The sequence below is a fragment of the Actinomadura sp. 3N508 genome (genome assembly GCF_044326375.1).
GTDB lineage: Bacteria > Actinomycetota > Actinomycetes > Streptosporangiales > Streptosporangiaceae > Spirillospora.
Genome location: NZ_JBIRAX010000005.1, coordinates 70,716 through 88,314 on the forward strand (window position 1 = coordinate 70,716; position 17,599 = coordinate 88,314).

Annotated in this window: 15 protein-coding genes; 8 read left to right on the forward strand and 7 right to left on the reverse strand. The window is 74.7% G+C overall.

Annotated features, from left to right (window positions below; all coding sequences use genetic code 11):
• Positions 1–5: 5 nt before the first annotated feature.
• Complete coding sequence (locus tag ACH34S_RS19220; protein WP_395954050.1) at positions 6–1,199, forward strand: acyl-CoA dehydrogenase family protein; 1,194 nt, start codon at positions 6–8, stop codon at positions 1,197–1,199.
• An 11-nt stretch (positions 1,200–1,210) separates the two neighbouring features.
• Here ACH34S_RS19220 and ACH34S_RS19225 read toward each other — a convergent pair whose 3' ends face one another.
• The gene (locus tag ACH34S_RS19225; protein ID WP_395954051.1) at positions 1,211–1,765 is read right to left on the reverse strand and encodes a CGNR zinc finger domain-containing protein; all 555 of its coding nucleotides are present in this window, start codon (positions 1,763–1,765) and stop codon (positions 1,211–1,213) included.
• A gap of 102 nt (positions 1,766–1,867) precedes the next feature.
• Between ACH34S_RS19225 and ACH34S_RS19230 the strand changes: the two genes are divergently transcribed.
• On the forward strand, positions 1,868–2,368 hold the full coding sequence (locus ACH34S_RS19230) for a GNAT family N-acetyltransferase (protein WP_395954052.1): 501 nt from the start codon (positions 1,868–1,870) through the stop codon (positions 2,366–2,368).
• Here the strand turns inward: ACH34S_RS19230 and ACH34S_RS19235 are convergent.
• Entirely contained in the window at positions 2,351–2,947 is a 597-nt protein-coding gene (locus tag ACH34S_RS19235) for a TetR/AcrR family transcriptional regulator (RefSeq protein ID WP_395954053.1), read from the reverse strand. The genes ACH34S_RS19230 and ACH34S_RS19235 overlap by 18 nt on opposite strands.
• A gap of 84 nt (positions 2,948–3,031) precedes the next feature.
• Here ACH34S_RS19235 and ACH34S_RS19240 point away from each other — a divergent pair, with 84 nt between their 5' ends.
• The 3 genes from ACH34S_RS19240 (at position 3,032) to ACH34S_RS19250 (ending at position 6,273) form a co-directional block, all read left to right on the forward strand.
• Positions 3,032–4,426 (forward strand): MFS transporter, encoded by a 1,395-nt coding sequence (locus tag ACH34S_RS19240; RefSeq protein WP_395954054.1) that lies wholly within the window; start codon positions 3,032–3,034, stop codon positions 4,424–4,426.
• A gap of 126 nt (positions 4,427–4,552) precedes the next feature.
• Entirely contained in the window at positions 4,553–4,972 is a 420-nt protein-coding gene (locus ACH34S_RS19245) for a YciI family protein (protein WP_395954055.1), read from the forward strand.
• Positions 4,973–4,989: 17 nt separating this feature from the next.
• Positions 4,990–6,273: an RNA polymerase sigma factor gene (locus tag ACH34S_RS19250; RefSeq protein ID WP_395954056.1), complete on the forward strand. Its 1,284-nt coding sequence runs from the start codon at positions 4,990–4,992 to the stop codon at positions 6,271–6,273.
• Here ACH34S_RS19250 and ACH34S_RS19255 read toward each other — a convergent pair.
• On the reverse strand, positions 6,270–6,833 hold the full coding sequence (locus tag ACH34S_RS19255; protein ID WP_395954057.1) for a dihydrofolate reductase family protein: 564 nt from the start codon (positions 6,831–6,833) through the stop codon (positions 6,270–6,272). The genes ACH34S_RS19250 and ACH34S_RS19255 overlap by 4 nt on opposite strands.
• Positions 6,834–6,961: 128 nt before the next feature.
• On the opposite strand from ACH34S_RS19255, the gene ACH34S_RS19260 reads away from it, so the two are divergent.
• Together ACH34S_RS19260 and ACH34S_RS19265 are read left to right on the forward strand one after the other, a co-directional pair.
• Entirely contained in the window at positions 6,962–11,443 is a 4,482-nt protein-coding gene (locus tag ACH34S_RS19260; RefSeq protein ID WP_395954058.1) for a cation-translocating P-type ATPase, read from the forward strand.
• A gap of 261 nt (positions 11,444–11,704) precedes the next feature.
• Positions 11,705–12,808 (forward strand): PQQ-dependent sugar dehydrogenase, encoded by a 1,104-nt coding sequence (locus tag ACH34S_RS19265; protein WP_395954059.1) that lies wholly within the window; start codon positions 11,705–11,707, stop codon positions 12,806–12,808.
• An 84-nt stretch (positions 12,809–12,892) separates the two neighbouring features.
• Here the strand turns inward: ACH34S_RS19265 and ACH34S_RS19270 are convergent, their stop codons facing one another.
• The 4 genes from ACH34S_RS19270 to ACH34S_RS19285 are packed head-to-tail and all read right to left on the reverse strand — an operon-like array spanning position 12,893 to position 17,108.
• Complete coding sequence (locus ACH34S_RS19270) at positions 12,893–13,543, reverse strand: isochorismatase family protein (protein ID WP_395954060.1); 651 nt, start codon at positions 13,541–13,543, stop codon at positions 12,893–12,895.
• A 7-nt stretch (positions 13,544–13,550) separates the two neighbouring features.
• A complete protein-coding gene (locus ACH34S_RS19275; RefSeq protein WP_395954061.1) occupies positions 13,551–15,164 on the reverse strand; it encodes a (2,3-dihydroxybenzoyl)adenylate synthase in 1,614 nt (537 codons plus the stop codon).
• On the reverse strand, positions 15,164–16,333 hold the full coding sequence (locus ACH34S_RS19280) for an isochorismate synthase (protein WP_395954062.1): 1,170 nt from the start codon (positions 16,331–16,333) through the stop codon (positions 15,164–15,166). Before ACH34S_RS19280 ends, ACH34S_RS19275 begins: the two co-directional genes overlap by 1 nt.
• A 16-nt stretch (positions 16,334–16,349) precedes the next feature.
• Positions 16,350–17,108, reverse strand: a complete 759-nt coding sequence (locus tag ACH34S_RS19285; RefSeq protein ID WP_395954063.1) for a 2,3-dihydro-2,3-dihydroxybenzoate dehydrogenase — start codon at positions 17,106–17,108, stop codon at positions 16,350–16,352.
• A 179-nt stretch (positions 17,109–17,287) separates the two neighbouring features.
• Here ACH34S_RS19285 and ACH34S_RS19290 point away from each other — a divergent pair, with 179 nt between their 5' ends.
• Complete coding sequence (locus ACH34S_RS19290) at positions 17,288–17,518, forward strand: phosphopantetheine-binding protein (protein WP_395954064.1); 231 nt, start codon at positions 17,288–17,290, stop codon at positions 17,516–17,518.
• The last annotated feature ends 81 nt before the right edge of the window (positions 17,519–17,599 follow it).

Below are 17,599 nucleotides of genomic sequence, written 5' to 3' on the forward strand. Positions count from 1 at the left end.
GACACATGGACTTCAGCGTGCTGGAACTGGACGAGGACCTCACCGCCTTCGTGAAGGAGGTGGACGCGTTCCTCGACGAGCACCTCACCCAGGACGTCCTGGACGAGGAATGGGAGACCGGCGCCGGGCACAACCGCGCCTTCCACCGGGCCCTCGGCGCTAAGGGCTGGGTCTTCCCCGCCTGGCCGGTCGAGGAGGGCGGCGCCGGGCTCGACCCGCTGCGCGTCCACCTGCTGGACCGCGAGCTGCGCCGCCGCGACGCGCCGAGCATCACCAAGGGCACGACCGGCCTGTCGGTGGCGGGCATCCGCGCCTACGCCAACGACGACCTCAAGGCCGACGTGCTGCCGCGGATCGCCAGGGGAGAGGTGTGCGTCTGCCTCGGCTACACCGAGCCCGACACCGGCTCGGACCTGGCCGGGGCCCGGACCAAGGCCGTCCTCGACGGCGACACCTGGACGATCTCCGGCTCCAAGATGTTCACCACCGGCGCGCAGAACTGCCAGTACAGCTTCCTGCTCGCGCGCAGCGAGCCGGACGCGGCCAAGCACGCGGGCCTGACGATGTTCCTGGTGCCGCTCGACTCGCCGGGCGTGGAGATCAGGCCCGTGCACACGCTCGGCGGCGAGCGGACCAACGTCGTCTACTACGGCGACGTCCAGGTCCCCGACCACTACCGGCTCGGGCCGCGCGGGCACGGGTGGGCCGTCCTGTCCGAGCCGCTGCGCGCCGAGCACGGCATCGGCCGCGACGACGCGCACGGGCTCGCCGAGATCAACCCGTCCGGGCTGACGTACTTCCACACGCTGGAGCGGCTGCTGGAGCACACCCTCCACTGGGCCGTGACGGACGTCCGGGCGGACGGCACGCGGCCCATCGACGACCCGCTCGTCCGCGCCCGGCTCGGGCAGGTCGCGCTGGACGTCGAGGCGTCCCGCAACACGCCGCCGCCGATGGGCCGGGTGCTGGCGTCCGAGCTGCTCATCCGCGCCTCCGCCGACATCATCGACCTCGTCGGCCCGAAGGCGCTGATCGGGCGCGGCGAGGACGGCGCGCTGGAGGACGGCGTCATCGAGTGGGCGCACCGCTTCGCGCAGGGCACCGCGATCTACGCGGGCACGACCGAGGTGCACCGCAACATCATCGCCGAGCGCGTCCTGGGCCTGCCCCGGTACGCCCGGTACCCGCGCGGCGCCTGACGCGACGCCGGTCAGCCGTCCGGGGCGGCGGCGCGGCGGCGGCGCAGCGCGGCGGTCTTGACGCGGTTCTGGCAGGTGGTCGAGCAGAAGCGGCGGCTGCCGTTGCGGCTGGTGTCCACGAACACCCGGCCGCAGCGGTCGTCGGCGCAGGAGCCGGCGCGGTCGCCGTGACCGCCCGCCAGCAGCCGTGCCAGGGCCTCGGCGCAGATGGACGTCCACATCGGCACCAGGGGCGCGCCGGCGGGGTGGTGGTGCAGGCGCCACCGTCCGTCCTCCTTGGCCAGGTGCGGGTGGGCGGGGTGCGCCGCCAGCAGCCGGTTGAGCCGTCCGGCGGCGGTGTCCTCGTCCCCGCCCGCCAGGTCGCCGAAGACGGCTCGCAGCTCGCGGGCCAGCTCGCCGAAGCTGGGCACGTGCCCGGGCGCGAGCTGCTCGACGGACGGCGGATCGACGGCCAGGACCTCGCGCAGGACGGCCGTGCCCTCGCCCCCTTCGGGACGGATCACCAGCCGGTTGACGAGATCGGCGGCGACGAGCACGCCCGCGTCCACGTAACTGTCTAGAAGCAATTGACCAGTGACCTCTGCCCGAGTTAGCGTGTAACTGTCGTAAAAGGATACGCCAGTGACGGCGCACCTGAAAGACACGGCATCCGGGAGAAGGTGACGGCGATGATCCTGCGACCCGCCGAGACGGCCGACCTGCCGAGGCTCGCCCCGATGTGGCGCGCGGCGTGGCTCGACGGCCACGCCGGGCACGTCCCCGCCGAGCTGATGGACGCGCGCGGCCCCGAGCACTTCACCGTCCACGCCGCGAAGTACGCCGGCTCCACGACCGTGGCCACCGACGACGACGGCCGCTTCCTGGGCATGATCATCCTCGGCCCGGCGGAGGGCGAGGTCGTCCAGCTGGCGGTCGGCAGGTCGGCGCGCGGCCAGGGTGTCGGCGGTGCGCTGCTGCGCAGCGCGGAGGAGCGGTTCGCGGGCGAGCACGCGGAGGCGTGGCTCGCGGTGGTGCCCGGCAACGCGCGGGCCCGCCGCTTCTACGAGTTCCATGGATGGCGCAACACCGGCGCCATGACCTACGCGGCGCCGACCTCGGCCGGCGGCACGGTCCCCGTCCCGGTGCTCCGGTACGCGAAGGCTCTCGGCGCGCTAGCCGTCGTTCGCTGAGGGGACGGCCAGGATCGACTGCACCGTCGCGATGATGACGTGGGCGGTGTCGTCCGGCTCCAGGCGTCCGGTTCGGATCTCCTCCGCCGCCCCGTGCAGGACGAACTGGATGACCCCCACCAGCCAGGTGATCGGCAGGTCGGTGCGGAACACGCCCTGATCCTGGCCGCGCCGGATGAGCTCCTCCACGCGCTCCGCCGGAGCGGTGTGCAGGTTGCGGATGCGTCCGGGCGGCAGCGTGCCCTGCGCCGCCGTCAGCAGCGCCGTCGACTCGGCCACGAGCGACCAGCTGGACTCCAGCAGCCGGGTGAGCGCCGCGCGCGCGTCGCCGGTCAGGTCGACGGCCGACAGGACCTCCTCGCCCGCCCGCAGCGCGTCGGTCAGGGCGGCCTCGACCAGCTCGGCGCGGTTGCGGAAGTGGCCGTAGAGCGTCATCCGGCCGACCCCGGCGGCCTTGGCGATGTCGTCGATGCTGGCGTTCGGGTCCCGGCTGAGGCTCTCGCGGGCGGCGGCGACGATGCGGGCGATGCTGCGCTCGGCGTCTGCGCGCCGGCGGCGTCCGGAAGCGGCGGTCGGCATGCCGGACATCCTAACTCGTACACGGGAATACGTGTTACTCTCCAAGAAGTTGTACGACGGCGTACGAGTTAAGGAGAGTCCGCGATGACACAGAAGACACACGACCCCGCCGCGCGGGACGGCGCCGCGCACCCCCTGCGCTGGCGCATCCTCGGCTTCCTCGGGGTGGCGCAGCTCATGCTGATCCTCGACGTCACCGTCGTGGCGATCGCGCTGCCGCACATCGAGACCGACCTCGGCCTCGGCCGCCAGGCCGTGACCTGGACGGTCAGCGCCTACACCCTCGCCTTCGGCGGCCTGATGCTGATCGGCGGCCGGGCCGCCGACCTGTTCGGCGCCAAGCGCACCGTCCTGGCCGGCCTGCTGATCTTCACGGCCGCGTCGCTCGCGACCGGGCTCGCCGGCGGGGCTGGCCTCCTCCTCGGCGGCCGGATCGCGCAGGGCGTCGGCGCCGCGCTGATGTCCCCGGCCGCGCTGTCGTTCGTGGTGCGGCTGTTCGACGGCGACGAGCGGAACAAGGCGCTCGGCGTCTGGTCCGCGCTCGGCGGCGGCGGCGCGGCTCTCGGCGTGCTGCTCGGCGGCGCGCTCACCGCCGGACCCGGCTGGCCCTGGGTCTTCTACATCAACGTGCCGCTCGGCCTGGTGATCCTCGCCGCCCTCGCCCGGATGCTGCCCGCCCAGGCGGTGGCCGTGCCGCGTCCCCGGCTCGACGTGCTCGGCGCGCTGCTGGTCACCGCGTCGTCCGCGGCGCTGATCTACGCGTTCATCCGTGCCGGGGACCACGGCTGGGTCACCGCCGCGACCGGGGCGCTCGTGCTGCTCGCCGCGGCCGGATATGTGGCGTTCGTGATCCGGCAGAGGACGGCGGCGTCGCCGATGATGGACGTCGCGCTCCTGGTCCGGCGGCCCGTGGCCACCGGCACGTTCCTGATCCTGATGGCGACCGCCCTGATGATCGCCGTGTTCTTCCTCGGCACGTTCTACTTCCAGCACGCGGAGGACTTCGGCGCCCTGCGGACCGGCCTGCTGTTCCTGCCCGTCGCGGTCGCGACGATGCTCGGCGCGAACCTCACCGGCCGGGCCATCGCCCGCGCCGGGGCGCGCCCGCTCGCGGTCGCCGGGCTCGTGCTCGCCGCGATCGGGATGGCCGTGCCCGCCCTGTCGATGAACCCCTGGACCGTCGTCGCGGGCACCGCCGTCGCGGGCGCCGGGACGGGCGCGATGTTCGTCGTCGCGTCGGCGACCGCGCTCGGGCAGGTGGCCCCGCACGAGTCCGGGATCGCGTCCGGGATCGTCAGCACGTTCCACGAGTTCGGCGCGTCGATCGGGGCCGCCGTCATCTCCAGCGTCGCGGCGGCCAGCCTGGCTGGCGACACCCTGGACGGGTTCACCGACGGGTTCGTCCTCGCCGCCGTCGCCGCGGCCGCGGGCGCGCTCGCGGCGGCCGTCCTGACGCCGGGCCGGGCGCCCGCGCGGTGACGTCGCAGGTCAGGAAGGTTTCAAAAAAAGTTCGGGGGCCGTGTCGATCCGCACCGGCCCCCGTTCGACCTAGGGATGAGAGGGTCCCGCAGAGGGGCCCGGACGATCCACAGGGAGACGAAGACGATGAAGTACATGCTGATCATGCGCGCCACCGACGAGGCCTTCGCGAACATGGGCGACATCGACCACAACGAGATGATCGAGACCGTCGGCAGGTTCAACCAGGAGATGATCCGGGCGGGCGTGGTCCTGGCCGGGGAGGGCCTGGCCGACGCGAGCGAGGGCGTGGTCGTCGACTACTCGTCCGAGCCGCCCGTCGTCACCGACGGACCGTACGGCGAGACGAAGGAGCTGTTCGGCGGCTTCTACATCCTGAACGTCGCGTCGAAGGAGGAGGCCGTCGAGTGGGCCAAGCGGATGCCGTTCACCGGCCCCGGCTTCAAGACCGAGATCCGCCGGGTCACCGAGGTCGACGAGTTCCCGCAGGACAACGAGTGGATCAAGAAGGAGCGGGAGTGGCGCGAGGCCAACGGCCAGCTCTGACCGGGAGGAACGCGGAGATGGCCGACCCGACGGGACGTGCGGCGGTGGCCGCCGTGTGGCGGATCGAGTCCGCCCGGATCGTGGGCGCGCTCGCGCGCTACACCGGGGACTTCGCCCTCGCCGAAGACCTCGCCCAGGAGGCGCTGGCCGAGGCGCTGGTGACCTGGCCGCGCGACGGCGTCCCGCGGAGCCCCGCCGGCTGGCTGCTCACCGTCGGGCGGCGCCGCGCGATCGACGGGTTCCGCCGCCGTTCCACGCTCGACGACCGGTACGCCGTCCTCGCCCGCGACCTGGGCGAGGGCGGCGTGGCCGCGGGCGGCGAGCCCGCCGACCCGACCGCCGCCGGCGACGTCCTGTGGGACCCGGACCAGATCGACGACGACGTCCTCGCGCTGATGTTCGTGTCCTGCCACCCGGTGCTGTCGCGGGAGGCGCGGCTGGCGCTCACGCTGCGCGTCGTCGGCGGCCTGACCAGCGACGAGATCGCCAAGGCGCTGCTCGTCCCGACCGCCACCGTGCAGGCCCGCATCACCCGGGCGAAGAAGACGCTCGCGGCGGCGCGGGTGCCGTTCCAGGTCCCGCCGGTGGGGGAGCGGGCCGAGCGGCTCGGCTCCGTCCTCGGCGTCATCTACCTGATCTTCACCGAGGGGTCCTCGGCCAGCTCCGGCGGCGACCTGATCCGGTTCGACCTCGCCGGGGAGGCGCTGCGGCTGGCCCGGGTGCTGGCCCGGCTCGTGCCGGACGAGCCCGAGGTGCGCGGCCTGCTGGCGCTCCTGGAGCTGACCGCGGCGCGCTTCCCCGCCCGCACCGGCCCGGACGGCGAGCCCGTCCTGCTGGAGGACCAGGACCGCCGCCGCTGGGACCGCGCCGCGATCCGCCGCGGCCGTGCCGCGCTCAACCGCGCGGAGAAGGCGGGCCGCGGCCTCGGCGCCTACGGCCTCCAGGCGGCCATCGCCGAATGCCACGCCGTCGCGCCCTCGGTGGACGAGACGGACTGGAAGCGCATCGTCCTCATCTACGAGGCGCTCGGACGGCTCGCGCCGTCACCGGTGGTCGACCTCAACCGGGCGGTCGCGGTCTCCATGGCGGACGGGCCGGCCGCGGCGCTCCCGATCGTGGACGAGCTGGCCGCCGCCGGCGCGCTGCCGACCTCGCACCTGCTGCCCGGCGTCCGCGGCGAGCTGCTCGCCCGCATCGGGCGCACCGGCGAGGCGCGCACCGAGCTGGAACGCGCCGTGCGGATGTGCGGCAACGAGCGCGAACGCGCCGTCCTGGAACGCAAGCTCGCCGACCTGGGCTAGGGGGCGGCGGCCTCGGGCGCGTAGCGCAGGAGCGCCGCGCCGGAGACGAACCGCCGCGTTTCCAGGAGCCGCAGCCGCACGGACGCCGACTCGAACAGCCGCGCCCCGTGCCCGACGACCACGGGGAACACGAACAGCCGGTACTCGTCGACCAGGTCAGCGGCGATCAGCGCGTGCACGAGCCGGATGCTGCCCGTGGCGACGATGTCGCGGCCCGGGGCCATCTTCAGCGCGTTGACCTCGTCCACGACAGGCCCGCGCAGCACGGTGGAGTTCTCCCATCGCGGGTCTTCCAGGGTGCTGGAGACGACGTACTTGTGCACCGCGTTGAGGTAGTCCGAGACGCCCGTCGGGTCGTGGGTCTGGTTCGGCCAGAAACCGCGGAACGCCTCGAAGGTGTTCCGGCCGACGAGGAGCGCGTCCGCCGCCTCGCGATGTTCGGTCGTCGCCGCGGTGATGTCGGACTGGTCGACGTCCTCGGCGAGCGGATCGAACCAGCCCTCCGCCATGTCGATCACCCCGTCGACCGTGATGTTCTCCGTGACCACGAGCTTCCGCATGGTGTCCTCCCGTTGGGCGCCTTTCCCGTTAGACCGCGCGCGATCCCCGAACTCATCGCGGATCCGCCCTTGTTTGCGGTGCGTGGTCGCGGGTACCCGGATCGCGTTTCCGTGGGGGAGGAGCGGTCGTGGGCATTCCGGGCGCGTCCCTGGCCAGGACGGTGCTGAGCGTCCCGGCCGCGGCGGCGGAGCGGGCGTCCCGGACCGCCGGCGCGGTCGCCGCCCTGGCCGCCGGGGGGCGCGGGCGGCGCGTGTGGGCCCACGCCGGCCGCGCGCACATCGAGGCGCGCGGCCTGGCGGGCGAGGGGCCCCGGCACCTGCGGTACGTGCGCGCGCTGACCGAGGCGATGCGGCGGCTGGACGGCGTGAACTGGGCGGAGGTCAACGCGGTCACCGGCCACATCCTGGTCGCGTACGAAGAGGGTGACGTGAGCCTCGACGCCCTGGTCGAGGTCGTCGAGGACGTGGAGGAGGCGCGCCGGGCCGGCCGGCTCGACCCGCGCAACAAGGACAGAGACGCCCACACGCGCCGGCCCGACGACGACATGGCATGGACCGCGGCGACGTCCGCCCTGGCGGCGGACATCGCCGGAGCCTTCGGGGCCGTCGCGGGCAGGCTGCTGGCCATTCCGCCGGTGCCGAGCCCGGTGCGGGCGGCGGTCGCGGTGGCGGACTCGATGCCGCAGGTGCGGACCGCCGTGGAGCGGCGGCTGGGCCTGCTGCGCGCCGACGCGCTGCTCGGGGTCGCGAACGCCGTCGTCCAGGGCGCCGGGCACGGCATCGGACCGCCGGTCACCGACGCCGTCCACCGGGTCTTCCAGCTCCACGAGATCGGGGCGCGGCGCGCGGCGTGGCGGCGGCGGGAACCGGTGCTGGCGGCGGGAGGGCAGCCGCAGGAGTGCGGCGCCCGGGCCGAGCGGCCGTGCCCGCTGCCGGACGGGCCGGTGGAGAAGGCCGGGACCCGCACCGCGCTCGGGCACCTGCTCGGCGGGGCCGGGGTCCTCGCGGGCACGCGCGACGCGTCCGCCGTCGCCGACCTGCTGCTGGCGACGCTGGCGAAGGCGGCGCGGCACGGCCGGGAGGCGTTCGCCGCCGTGCTGGCCCACGACCTGGCCGGACGCGGCACGGTGGTCCTGGACCCGGCCGCGCTGCGCCGCCTTGACCGGGTCGACGCGATGGTCATCGACTCCTCCGTCCTGTGCGACGGCGAGCTGCGGCTGCTGTCGGCGGTCGCCACCGGCGACGACCTGGACGACGCGGCCGTCTGGCGCGCGGCGGGCGACGTTCTCGCAGGCCGCGACCCCGGCGACCTGACCGGACCGGGCCCCTGGGACGGCGCGGGGAACCGATGGCGGCTGGTGCGGGCGGAGGACGCCCCGCCCGGCGCCCCCGCCGACCCGCAGGGCCTCACCCTCGACCTGACCGGCGAGACCGGCGGGCGCTTCGGACGCGTCCGCGTCGGCTGCTCCCTCGACCCGCTCGCCGAGGCGCTGCTGTCGGCGGCGCACCAGGCCGCCGACGTGGTCTTCCTGACCGAGCACGCCAGCACCCGCGAACTGGTCGCCTGGGGCGACGACACCCCGGTCGCCGTGGAGGACCTGGCGGAGACGGTGCGCGCGCTGCAGCGCGAGGGCCACGTCGTGCTGGCCGTGTCGTCCGGGCAGGACCGGGCGCTGGACGCCGCCGACGTCGGGGTCGGCGTCCTGCGCGGGGACGGCCCCGCCGACTGGCGCGCCGACCTGGTCTGCGGGCCGGGGCTCGCCGAGGCGTGGCGGCTGCTCACCGCGGTCCGCCCCGCGCGGCGCGCCAGCGAGCGCGCCGCGGAGCTGTCGCTGAGCGCGTCGGCGCTGGGCGCGCTGCTGATCGCGGGCCGCCGGCCCCGCCGCCGCTCGATCACGCCCTGGCCGAGCGTGCCGCCGGTGCACGCGGCCGCCCTCGTGGCGATGCTCACCAACGCCGTGAGCGCGCGGCGGCTGGACCATCGGCCGCTGCCGCCGCCCGTCGTCCGCGACGCGTGGCACGCGTTCACCGCCGAGGAGGCCGTCCGGCGGCTGTCGCGCACCGCGTCCCGGGACACCGCTCCGGACCGCCCGGCCCGGTCCGGTGGCGCGGGGGCGCGGCTGGCCGCCGCCGTGCGGCAGGAACTCGACGACCCGCTGATCCCCGTCCTCGCGCTCGGCGCCGCCGCCTCCGCCGTGGTCGGCTCCAGCGTGGACGCGCTGCTGGTCACCGGCGTCATGGCGGGCAACGCGCTCATCGGCGGCGCGCAGCGGATGCGCGCGGAGAAGGCGCTCGGCGAGCTGCTCCTCGGGCAGCAGGTCCACGCGCGGCGGCTGCGGCCCGGCGCCGACCTGTCCCCGCGCGCCCCGGGCCCGGACGCGTTCGAGCACCTGCGCTCCGCCGACGCCGAGCAGGTCATGGCCGGACGGCTGCGGATCGGCGACGTGATCGTCCTGCGCTCCGAGGACGTCGTCCCCGCCGACGCCCGGCTGCTGTGGGCCGAGTCGCTGGAGGTGGACGAGGCCACCCTCACCGGCGAGTCGGTGCCCGTCGACAAGAACATCGAGCCCTCGCCCGGCGACGACCCGGCCGACCGGCACTGCATGGTCTACGAGGGCACCACGGTCGTCGCGGGCGGCGCGGTCGCCCTGGTCGTCGCGACGGCCGAGGCCACCGAATCGGGCCGGGCCGCCGCGCTGGCCGGGGCGGCGGACGCCTCGTCCAGCATGCAGACCCGCCTCGCCGAGCTCACCCACCAGGCGCTTCCCGCGACCGTGCTCGGCGGCGCGGCCGTCACCGGTTTGGGCATGCTGCGCGGGCTGCCGCTGCGGCGGGCGCTCGGCTCCGGCGTCGCCGTCGCGGTGGCCGCCGTCCCCGAAGGGCTGCCGCTGGTCGCGACCGTCTCGCAGCTCGCGGCGGCGCGGCGGCTGTCCCGGCTCGGCGTGCTGGTCCGCACCACCCGCGCGCTCGAAGCGCTCGGCCGCGTCGACACCCTCTGCTTCGACAAGACCGGCACGCTCACCGAGGGCAGGCTCCGCCTGGTCCGCGCCGCCGGGCCCGCCCGCGCGCTGCCGCTGACCAGCGACGGCGGGCGGCGCATCCTGCGCGTCGCCGCCCGTGCCTGCCCGCCCCCGCCCGGCCGGCAGGTCGCGCACGCCACCGACCGGGCCGTGCTCGACTACGCGGGCGACCTGAAGCCGGACACCCGCTGGTCGCTGGAGGAGGAGCTGCCCTTCGAGACGACCCGCGGGTTCTCCGCCTCCCTCGGCCACGACGGCGACCGGACGGTCCTCGCCGTCAAGGGCGCGCCCGAGGTGCTGCTCGCCCGCTGCGCCCGGATCCACCTGCCGAGCAGCGCCGCCGACCGCGACGAGCCCATGACCGCGGCGCGGCGCCGCGCCGCGGCCGCGACGTTCCGCCGACTGGCCGGGCGGGGGCTGCGCGTCCTCGCCATCGCCGAGCGGCCCGTCCCCGACCCGGCGAAGGTCCGCGGCCGGATCGCCGACCACGTCGAGGACCTCACGCTGCTCGGCTTCATCGGCATCGCCGACACGCCGCGGCCCACCGCCGAGGAGGCCGTGCAGCGGCTCGGCGACGCCGGCGTGCGCACCACCATGATCACCGGCGACCATCCGGCGACCGCCGCCGCGGTCGCCGCCGAGCTCGGGATCCCCGGCGCCGACCGGGTCGTCACCGGGGCCGAGCTCGACGCGATGTCCGCCGCCGAGCGGACCGCGGCCGTCCAGGACGCCGCGGTCTTCGCGCGCGTCTCCCCGGCGCAGAAGGTGCGCATCGTGAAGGACCTGCGCCGCGCGGGCCGGGTGGTCGCGATGACCGGCGACGGCGCCAACGACGCCGCCGCCATCCGCCGCGCCGACGTCGGTATCGCGGTCGCCGGGCGCGGCTCCGGCGCCGCCCGCAGCGCCGCCGACCTCGTCCTCACCGCGCCCGACACCGCGCTGATCCTGGACGCGCTGCGGGAGGGCCGCGCGCTGTGGCGCAGCGTCCGCGACGCCGCCGCGATCCTCGTCGGCGGCAACGCGGGCGAGGTGTCCTTCACCGTCCTCGGCACGGCCCTCGGCGGGAACGCCCCGCTCAGCACCCGGCAGCTCCTCGTGGTCAACATGCTGACCGACATGCTCCCCGCGCTGGCCGTCGCCATCACCCCCGCGAGCGACGGGAGCGACGGCGACGCGCCGCACGCCCGCGCGCCGGTCCGCGGCTTCACCGGCGAGGACATGCGCCGCGCGCTGGCCGTCCGCGGCACCGCCACCGCGGCCGCCGCGCTGCTGTCCTGGCAGGCGGGCCGGATGACCGGCCTGGTGCCGGGCGGCGGGCGGCGCGCGTCCACGATGGGCCTCGCCGCGCTGGTCGGCGCGCAGCTCGGCCAGACCCTCATCGCCCGCTGGCGCAGCCCGCTCGTCCTCGCCACCTGCGCGGTGTCCGCGGCGGCCCTGTTCGCGGTGGTCGAGACGCCCGGCATCAGCCAGTTCTTCGGCTGCACCCCGCTCGGCCCCGGCGCCTGGACGATCGTCACCGCGGCAGCGGCGGCGGCGACCCTCGGCGCCGCGCTGGCCCCGCGCCTGCTCCCGGCGGTTGGCACGCGCTGAGCGGATCGCATTTTCGATTCCTCCGCCCGCCCCCCGTTGAAAGGTGAAAAACCGGCGCTTCACAGCCGCTGCAGGGCCGAGTAGTTTGGAGCCGAACCGAGCGCTCCCCTCGGTCGCGCTGCCCGAAACGACCCCCCGCCCCACCGTTTGACAGAGGCGCGCCAGCAAGGCTCCCCGGTGCCCGTGAACTGCGAAACCGCTCGTCATCAAGGGGCAGCAGCCGAGGTCCCATAGTGGTTCGGGGGTGACTTAGGAGAGAAGATGCCCCGTAAAACGCGGATGCTGGCCCCCGCCGCGGCCCTCGCGGTCGCGGCCGTGCTCGCAGCCCCCATCTCCCCGGCGACCGGCGCGGCGGTCACCCCGCCCGCGCGGACGGCCGCCGACCCCGCCTTCGACTTCACCAAGCCCACCGTCGCGGCGACCAACCTGACGGTCCCGTGGGGACTGGCCTTCCTGCCCGACGGCAGCGCGCTCATCTCCGAGCGCAACAGCGCCCGCATCCTGCAGATGAAGCCCGGCTCGGCGCCGGTCGAGGTGGCCAAGCTCACCGGCGTCACGCCGACCGGCGAAGGCGGCCTTCTCGGCATCGCGGTTTCGCCGACCTACGAGCAGGACGGATACGTCTACGCCTATTACACCGCGGCGTCCGACAACAGAATCGTCCGGTTCAAACTGGCCGCGTCGCCGCAGCAGCAGGTGATCTTCTCCGGCATTCCGAAGAATTCCTACCACGACGGCGGCCGAATCCATTTCGGCCCCGACGGAAAACTCTACGCCGGCACCGGCGACGCCGGCCGCACCGCCCATTCCCAGGACCGCAACAGCCCGGCCGGAAAGATCCTGCGGATGAACCCGGACGGCTCCGCGCCCGCCGACAACCCCATCGCCGGCTCGGTCGTCTACACCCTCGGCCACCGCAACGTGCAGGGCCTCGCCTGGGGCCCCGGCGGCGTCATGTACAACGTCGAGCTCGGCAACAACCGCTGGGACGAGGTCAACCACATCGAGGCCGGCGACAACTACGGCTGGCCGAACGTCGAGGGCACCGGCGGCGAGCCGACCTACCACGACCCGCTCGCCGTCTGGTCGACGCGTGAGGCGTCGCCGAGCGGCGGCGCCGTCGCGGGCGACACGCTGTACGCCGCCGCGCTGGGCGGCCGCCGGCTCTGGACCGTCCCGCTGGACGGCAAGGGCGGCGCGGCCGGCGCGCCCACCGCGGTGCTGCAGGGCACCTACGGGCGGCTCCGCACCGTCGCCGTCGGCCCGGACGGCTGGCTCTGGGTCATGACGAGCAACCGCGACGGGCGCGGCCAGCCCGCCGCGACCGACGACCGCATCCTCCGCTTCCCGAGGGTCACCCCCTGACCGAGCGCACAGCTGATCGCCCGCCGTCCTCAGGGACGGCGGGCGATCTCGTAGCCATGCGTGCTGGCGGGAGGCGGGGGCGGGTCAGCCGACGGAGGCGCGGCTACGGGCGAGCTCGGTGAGCAGCGCGCTGGTGCTGAGCACGACCGAGCAGCGCTCGGCGGCGTAGGTGATGGCCGAGGCGTGGTGCTCGGCGGAGAAGTCGGCGGTCGCGTCGGCGGCGAAGAACGACTCGATGTCGCGCATGAACGCTTCGGCCGCCGTCATCAGGCAGCCGATGTGGGCGTAGATGCCGGTGATGATGAGCTGGTCGCGGCCGAGTTCCGCCATGGTGGCGCCCAGGGACGTCCGCTGGAACGCGCTGTAGCGCCACTTGGTGAGCTCGATGTCCTCGGCGCCGGGACGCAGTGGGTCGATGATCTGGGCGGCGCGGGGGTCGGCGGGCACCCCGTCGCCCCAGAAGTCCTGGAGGAGGCCGCGCTGCGCGAGGGTCTGCGCGCCGGGCTGGGCGGTGTAGACGACGGGGATGCCGAGCGCCGCGCAGCGGGACCGCAGGGCGATGATGTTGGAGATGAGCTCGGGGATCGGCGCGACGTCGCGCGCGTAGGCGTCCACGAAGTAGTTCTGCATGTCGTGGATCAGCAGGACGGCCCGGTCCGGGTCCGGGGTCCAGCCGACCCGGTTGGCGGGCAGGGTGTCGGGCATCGGATACGAGGTGATTCTGGGCAGGCCCATGACGCTCCTAACGGGGGGCGGCGAGGCCGGCGGCCAGCGCGCGGCGCAACTCGCGCTTGCTGATCTTGCCGACCCCGGTGACGGGGAACTCGCTGACGATCTCGACCCGGTCGGGGATCTTGTAGGGGGCCAGCCCGCGGTCGCGCAGGAAGGCCCGCAGGCCGGCGGCGTCCGGCGCGTCCCCGCGGGGGACGACGACGGCGCACGTCCGCTCGCCGAGGAACCGGTCGGGGACGGCGACGACGGCCGCGTCCCGCACCGCCGGGTGGGCGAGCAGATGGTTCTCGACCTCCTCGGCGGCGACCTTCTCGCCGCCGCGGTTGATCTGGTCCTTCTCGCGGCCCTCGACGACGAGGTGGCCGGAGGGCAGGCGGCTCACGATGTCGCCCGTCCGGTAGAAGCCGTCGGGGGTGAACGCGACGGCGTTGTGCCGGTCGGCCCGGTAGTAGCCGCGGATCGTGTACGGCCCCCGGGTGAGCAGCTCGCCGGGTTCGCCCGGCGGCACGTCGGCGCCGTCGGCGTCCACGACGCGGATCTCGTCGTCGGGCGAGATCGGCCGGCCCTGCGTCGTGAGGTGGAACTCCTCGGGCTCGCCCGCGCGGGTGTAGCAGACGAGCCCCTCCGCCATGCCGTACACCTGCTGGAGGTCGCAGCCGAGGGCGCCGCGCACGCGGGCCGCGGCGGCGTTGCTCAGCCGCGCGCCGCCCACCTGCAGCGTCCGCAGGCTCGACAGGTCGTGGCGGGTCGTCCTGGCGGTCTCCATCCACAGCAGCGCGAGCGGCGGGACGAGCCCGGTGAGCGTGACCCGCTCCGCCTCGATCAGCGGGAACGCGACGGACGGGGTGGGCTGCGGCGCCATCACGACGCGTCCGCCCGCGTGCAGGGCCCCGAAGACGCCGGGGGAGCTCATCGGGAAGTTGTGCGCGGCCGGGAGCGCGGCCAGGTAGACGCTGTCGGGGGTGAGGCCGCAGATCTCGGCGCTGGCGCGGACGCTGTACAGGTAGTCGTCGTGCGTGCGCGGGATCATCTTCGGCGTCCCGGTGGTGCCGCCCGACAGCTGGAAGAGCGCGACGTCGGACGGATCGGAGTCCGGGAAGGCGTCGCCCGGCCCGGAGACGGTGTCGAGGGGCGTGAACTCCTGGGCGTCCCCGGCGACGAGCACGTGCCGCACGCCGGGCACCTCGGCGCGGACCTGCCTGGCGAGGACGCGGTAGTCGAAGCCGTCGTGCTCGTCCGCGATCACATAGGCGACCGCCTCCGCGAGCCGCGCCAGCTGGACGATCTCGCTGGACCGGTGCGCGGGGAGCGTGAACACCGGGATCGCGCCGAGCCGGAACAGCCCGAACGCCGTCTCCAGGAACTCCGGGATGTTCGGCAGCTGGACGATGACGCGGTCGCGGGGCCGCACGCCCAGTTCGGCGAGGCCCGCGGCGAGCCGGGACGCCCGGTCGTCGAGCTGCCGGTAGGTCAGCCGGCTGGGCCCGGCGACGACCGCGGTGCGCGCGGCGTGCTCGGCGGCCAGCCGGGCGAGCAGCGCCCCGAACGTCTCGCCGCGCCAGTGGCCGGCGTCGCGGTAGCGGGCGGCGGCCTCGGGGGGCCAGGGGGTGCAGTGCGGCAGCATCAGAGGTCCTTGTCGATGCCGAGCGCACGCAGGAACGTGCGGAACTTCGCGGTCGTCTCGGCCAGCTCCGCCTCCGGGTCCGATCCGGTCACGATCCCCGCGCCGGCGTAGGCGCGGATCTCGTGCGGCGCGACCTCGGCGCAGCGGAGCGCGATCGCCCACTCGCCGTCGCCGGACGAGTCCGTCCAGCCGACGGCGCCGCTGTAGAAGCCGCGGTTGAACGGTTCGAGCTGCTGGATGGCGCTGCGGGCCAGCTCCTGCGGGGTGCCGCACACGGCGGGCGTGGGGTGCAGCGCCCCCGCGAGGTGGATGGACGCGACGTCGGCGTCGAGGAGCCGCCCCTGGATCCGGGTCGACAGGTGCCACATCGTGGGCGTCCGGGACAGCGAGGGCTTCCGCGGGACCTTCAGGTCGCCGCAGAACTGCCGCAGGCCGGCGGCGACGGCGTCCACGACCATGGAGTGCTCGTACAGGTCCTTCTCCGACGAGAGCAGCGCCTCGCCGGCGCGGGCGTCGGTGTCCGGGTCGGGGTGCCGGGGCGCGGACCCGGCGAGTGGGTTGGCCGTGACGAGGCCGCCGGTGCGCTGGACGAGCAGTTCCGGGCTCGCGCCGAGCAGCGTGCGGCCCCGCAGGAGGTCGACGGCGAAGACGTAGCCGGCGGGGTTGCCGTGCGCGAGGCGGTGGAGCATCGCGGGCACGTCCGCCCGGGTGACGTCGTCCAGGTCGAACGCGCGGGCGAGCACGACCTTTTCGAGCGTGCCCTCCTCCATCCGGTCCAGGGCGTCCGCGACGCTCCGCTTGTAGGTCTCGGGGGACGGGGTGTGCCGGACGGCCCCGAACGCGACGGGCGGCTCGTCCGGCGGGTCCTGCGTCCAGGTCGGGCCCGTCCAGTGGACGGTCGCCGGGACGGTCAGCCGCGCCGGCGTGGTCGTGTCGAAGGGCAGCGCGCCCACGACGATCGGCCGCGGCTGCCCGGCCGCCCGCGCCTCGGCAAGGGTCTCCCGCACCCGGCGTGCGAGCGTTTCCGCCGGGTGGCCGGAGTTGCAGGTCGGGACGGTGGCGGCGGTGCCGCGTGCCAGGAGGGTGTGGCCGGGGGAGCGGAAGAAGAAGGAGTCTCCGAAGCGGTAGTCGCTGAGGAGGTCGGCATGGCGCTCGGTGAGGATGGTCAAGGGTCGGCTCCGGGGTTCAGGCGCGCAGGGTGGCGCCGCCGTCGACGTACAGCTCGTGCATGGTGATGTGCCGGGCCCGCTCGGAGAGCAGGAAGAGCACGGCTTCGGCGATGTCGGCTGGCGCGGCGATCCGGCCGAGCGGGATGCCCGTGCGGAACGCGGCGGCGTCCCCGGCGATCACGTCGCCGGCGCCGAGGGTCCGCAGCATGGGAGTGTCGGTCGAGCCCGGCGAGACGATGTTGCAGCGCACCCCGTGGGGCGCCATCTCCAGGCCGAGGCAGCGGGTGAGGTGGGCGGCGGCGGCCTTGGACGCGGCGTAGGCGGCCATGCCGCCGCGCGGGACGCCGCCGGCGTTGGACCCGACGGTGACGATGGCGCCGCGGCGGCGGCGCCGCATCCGGCGGGCCGCCGCGCGGGAGACGACGAACACGCCGGTGACGTTGACCGCGAAGGTCGCGGCCCAGTCGGCGTCGGTGGTGTCCAGGACGGCGGCCGGGCGCAGCAGCCCGGCCACGTTGACGACGTCGGTGATGGGGCCGAGCTCGGCCTCGATCTTGTCGAACACGGCCTCGACCGCGGGCGCGTCGCCGACGTCGACGGCGTGCCCGGTGACGTCCAGGCCGCGTTCGCGGGCCTGGTCGGCGAGGGAGCGCACGCGGCCGGCGTCGAGGTCGAGCGCGGCCACGCGGTGGTCGTTCAGGGCTAATGCCTCGACCGTCGCGGCACCGATTCCGCCTGCCGCGCCGGTCACCACCGCTACGCCATTGGGAGCCATGGCATTCCTCGGAGGTTAGGGCTACCTAACTTAGGTAAGCCTTGCTTATAATCCGATGATCAAGTCGTCTCGTCAAGAGGGGACTCAAGCACGATCATGTCGGGCTTGACCGATAATGGACTAGATTGTGAACTTAGGCAAGCCTTACCTAATTTTCTAATTTCAAGGAGAGTGACGTCATGGAGCGGACCCCGCTCACTCCGGATCGCGTCCGCGCGGATGTGGCCGAAGTGCTGAACCTGGACCCGCGCGAGGTCGGCGACGACGTCCAGCTCCTCGATCAGGGCCTGGACTCGATCCGGCTGATGACCCTGGTGGAGCGCTGGCGCGCCGAGGGGGCCGACGTCGACCTCATCGACCTGGCCGAACAGCCGACGGTCACGCAGTGGGTCGCTCTCCTCGCGCGCTGACCCGCCGACCCTTGTCCCTGCGGCGGCCCTCGGAACGCGAACCGCCCGCCGTCCAGTGGACGGCGGGCGGTTCCGGCGGAG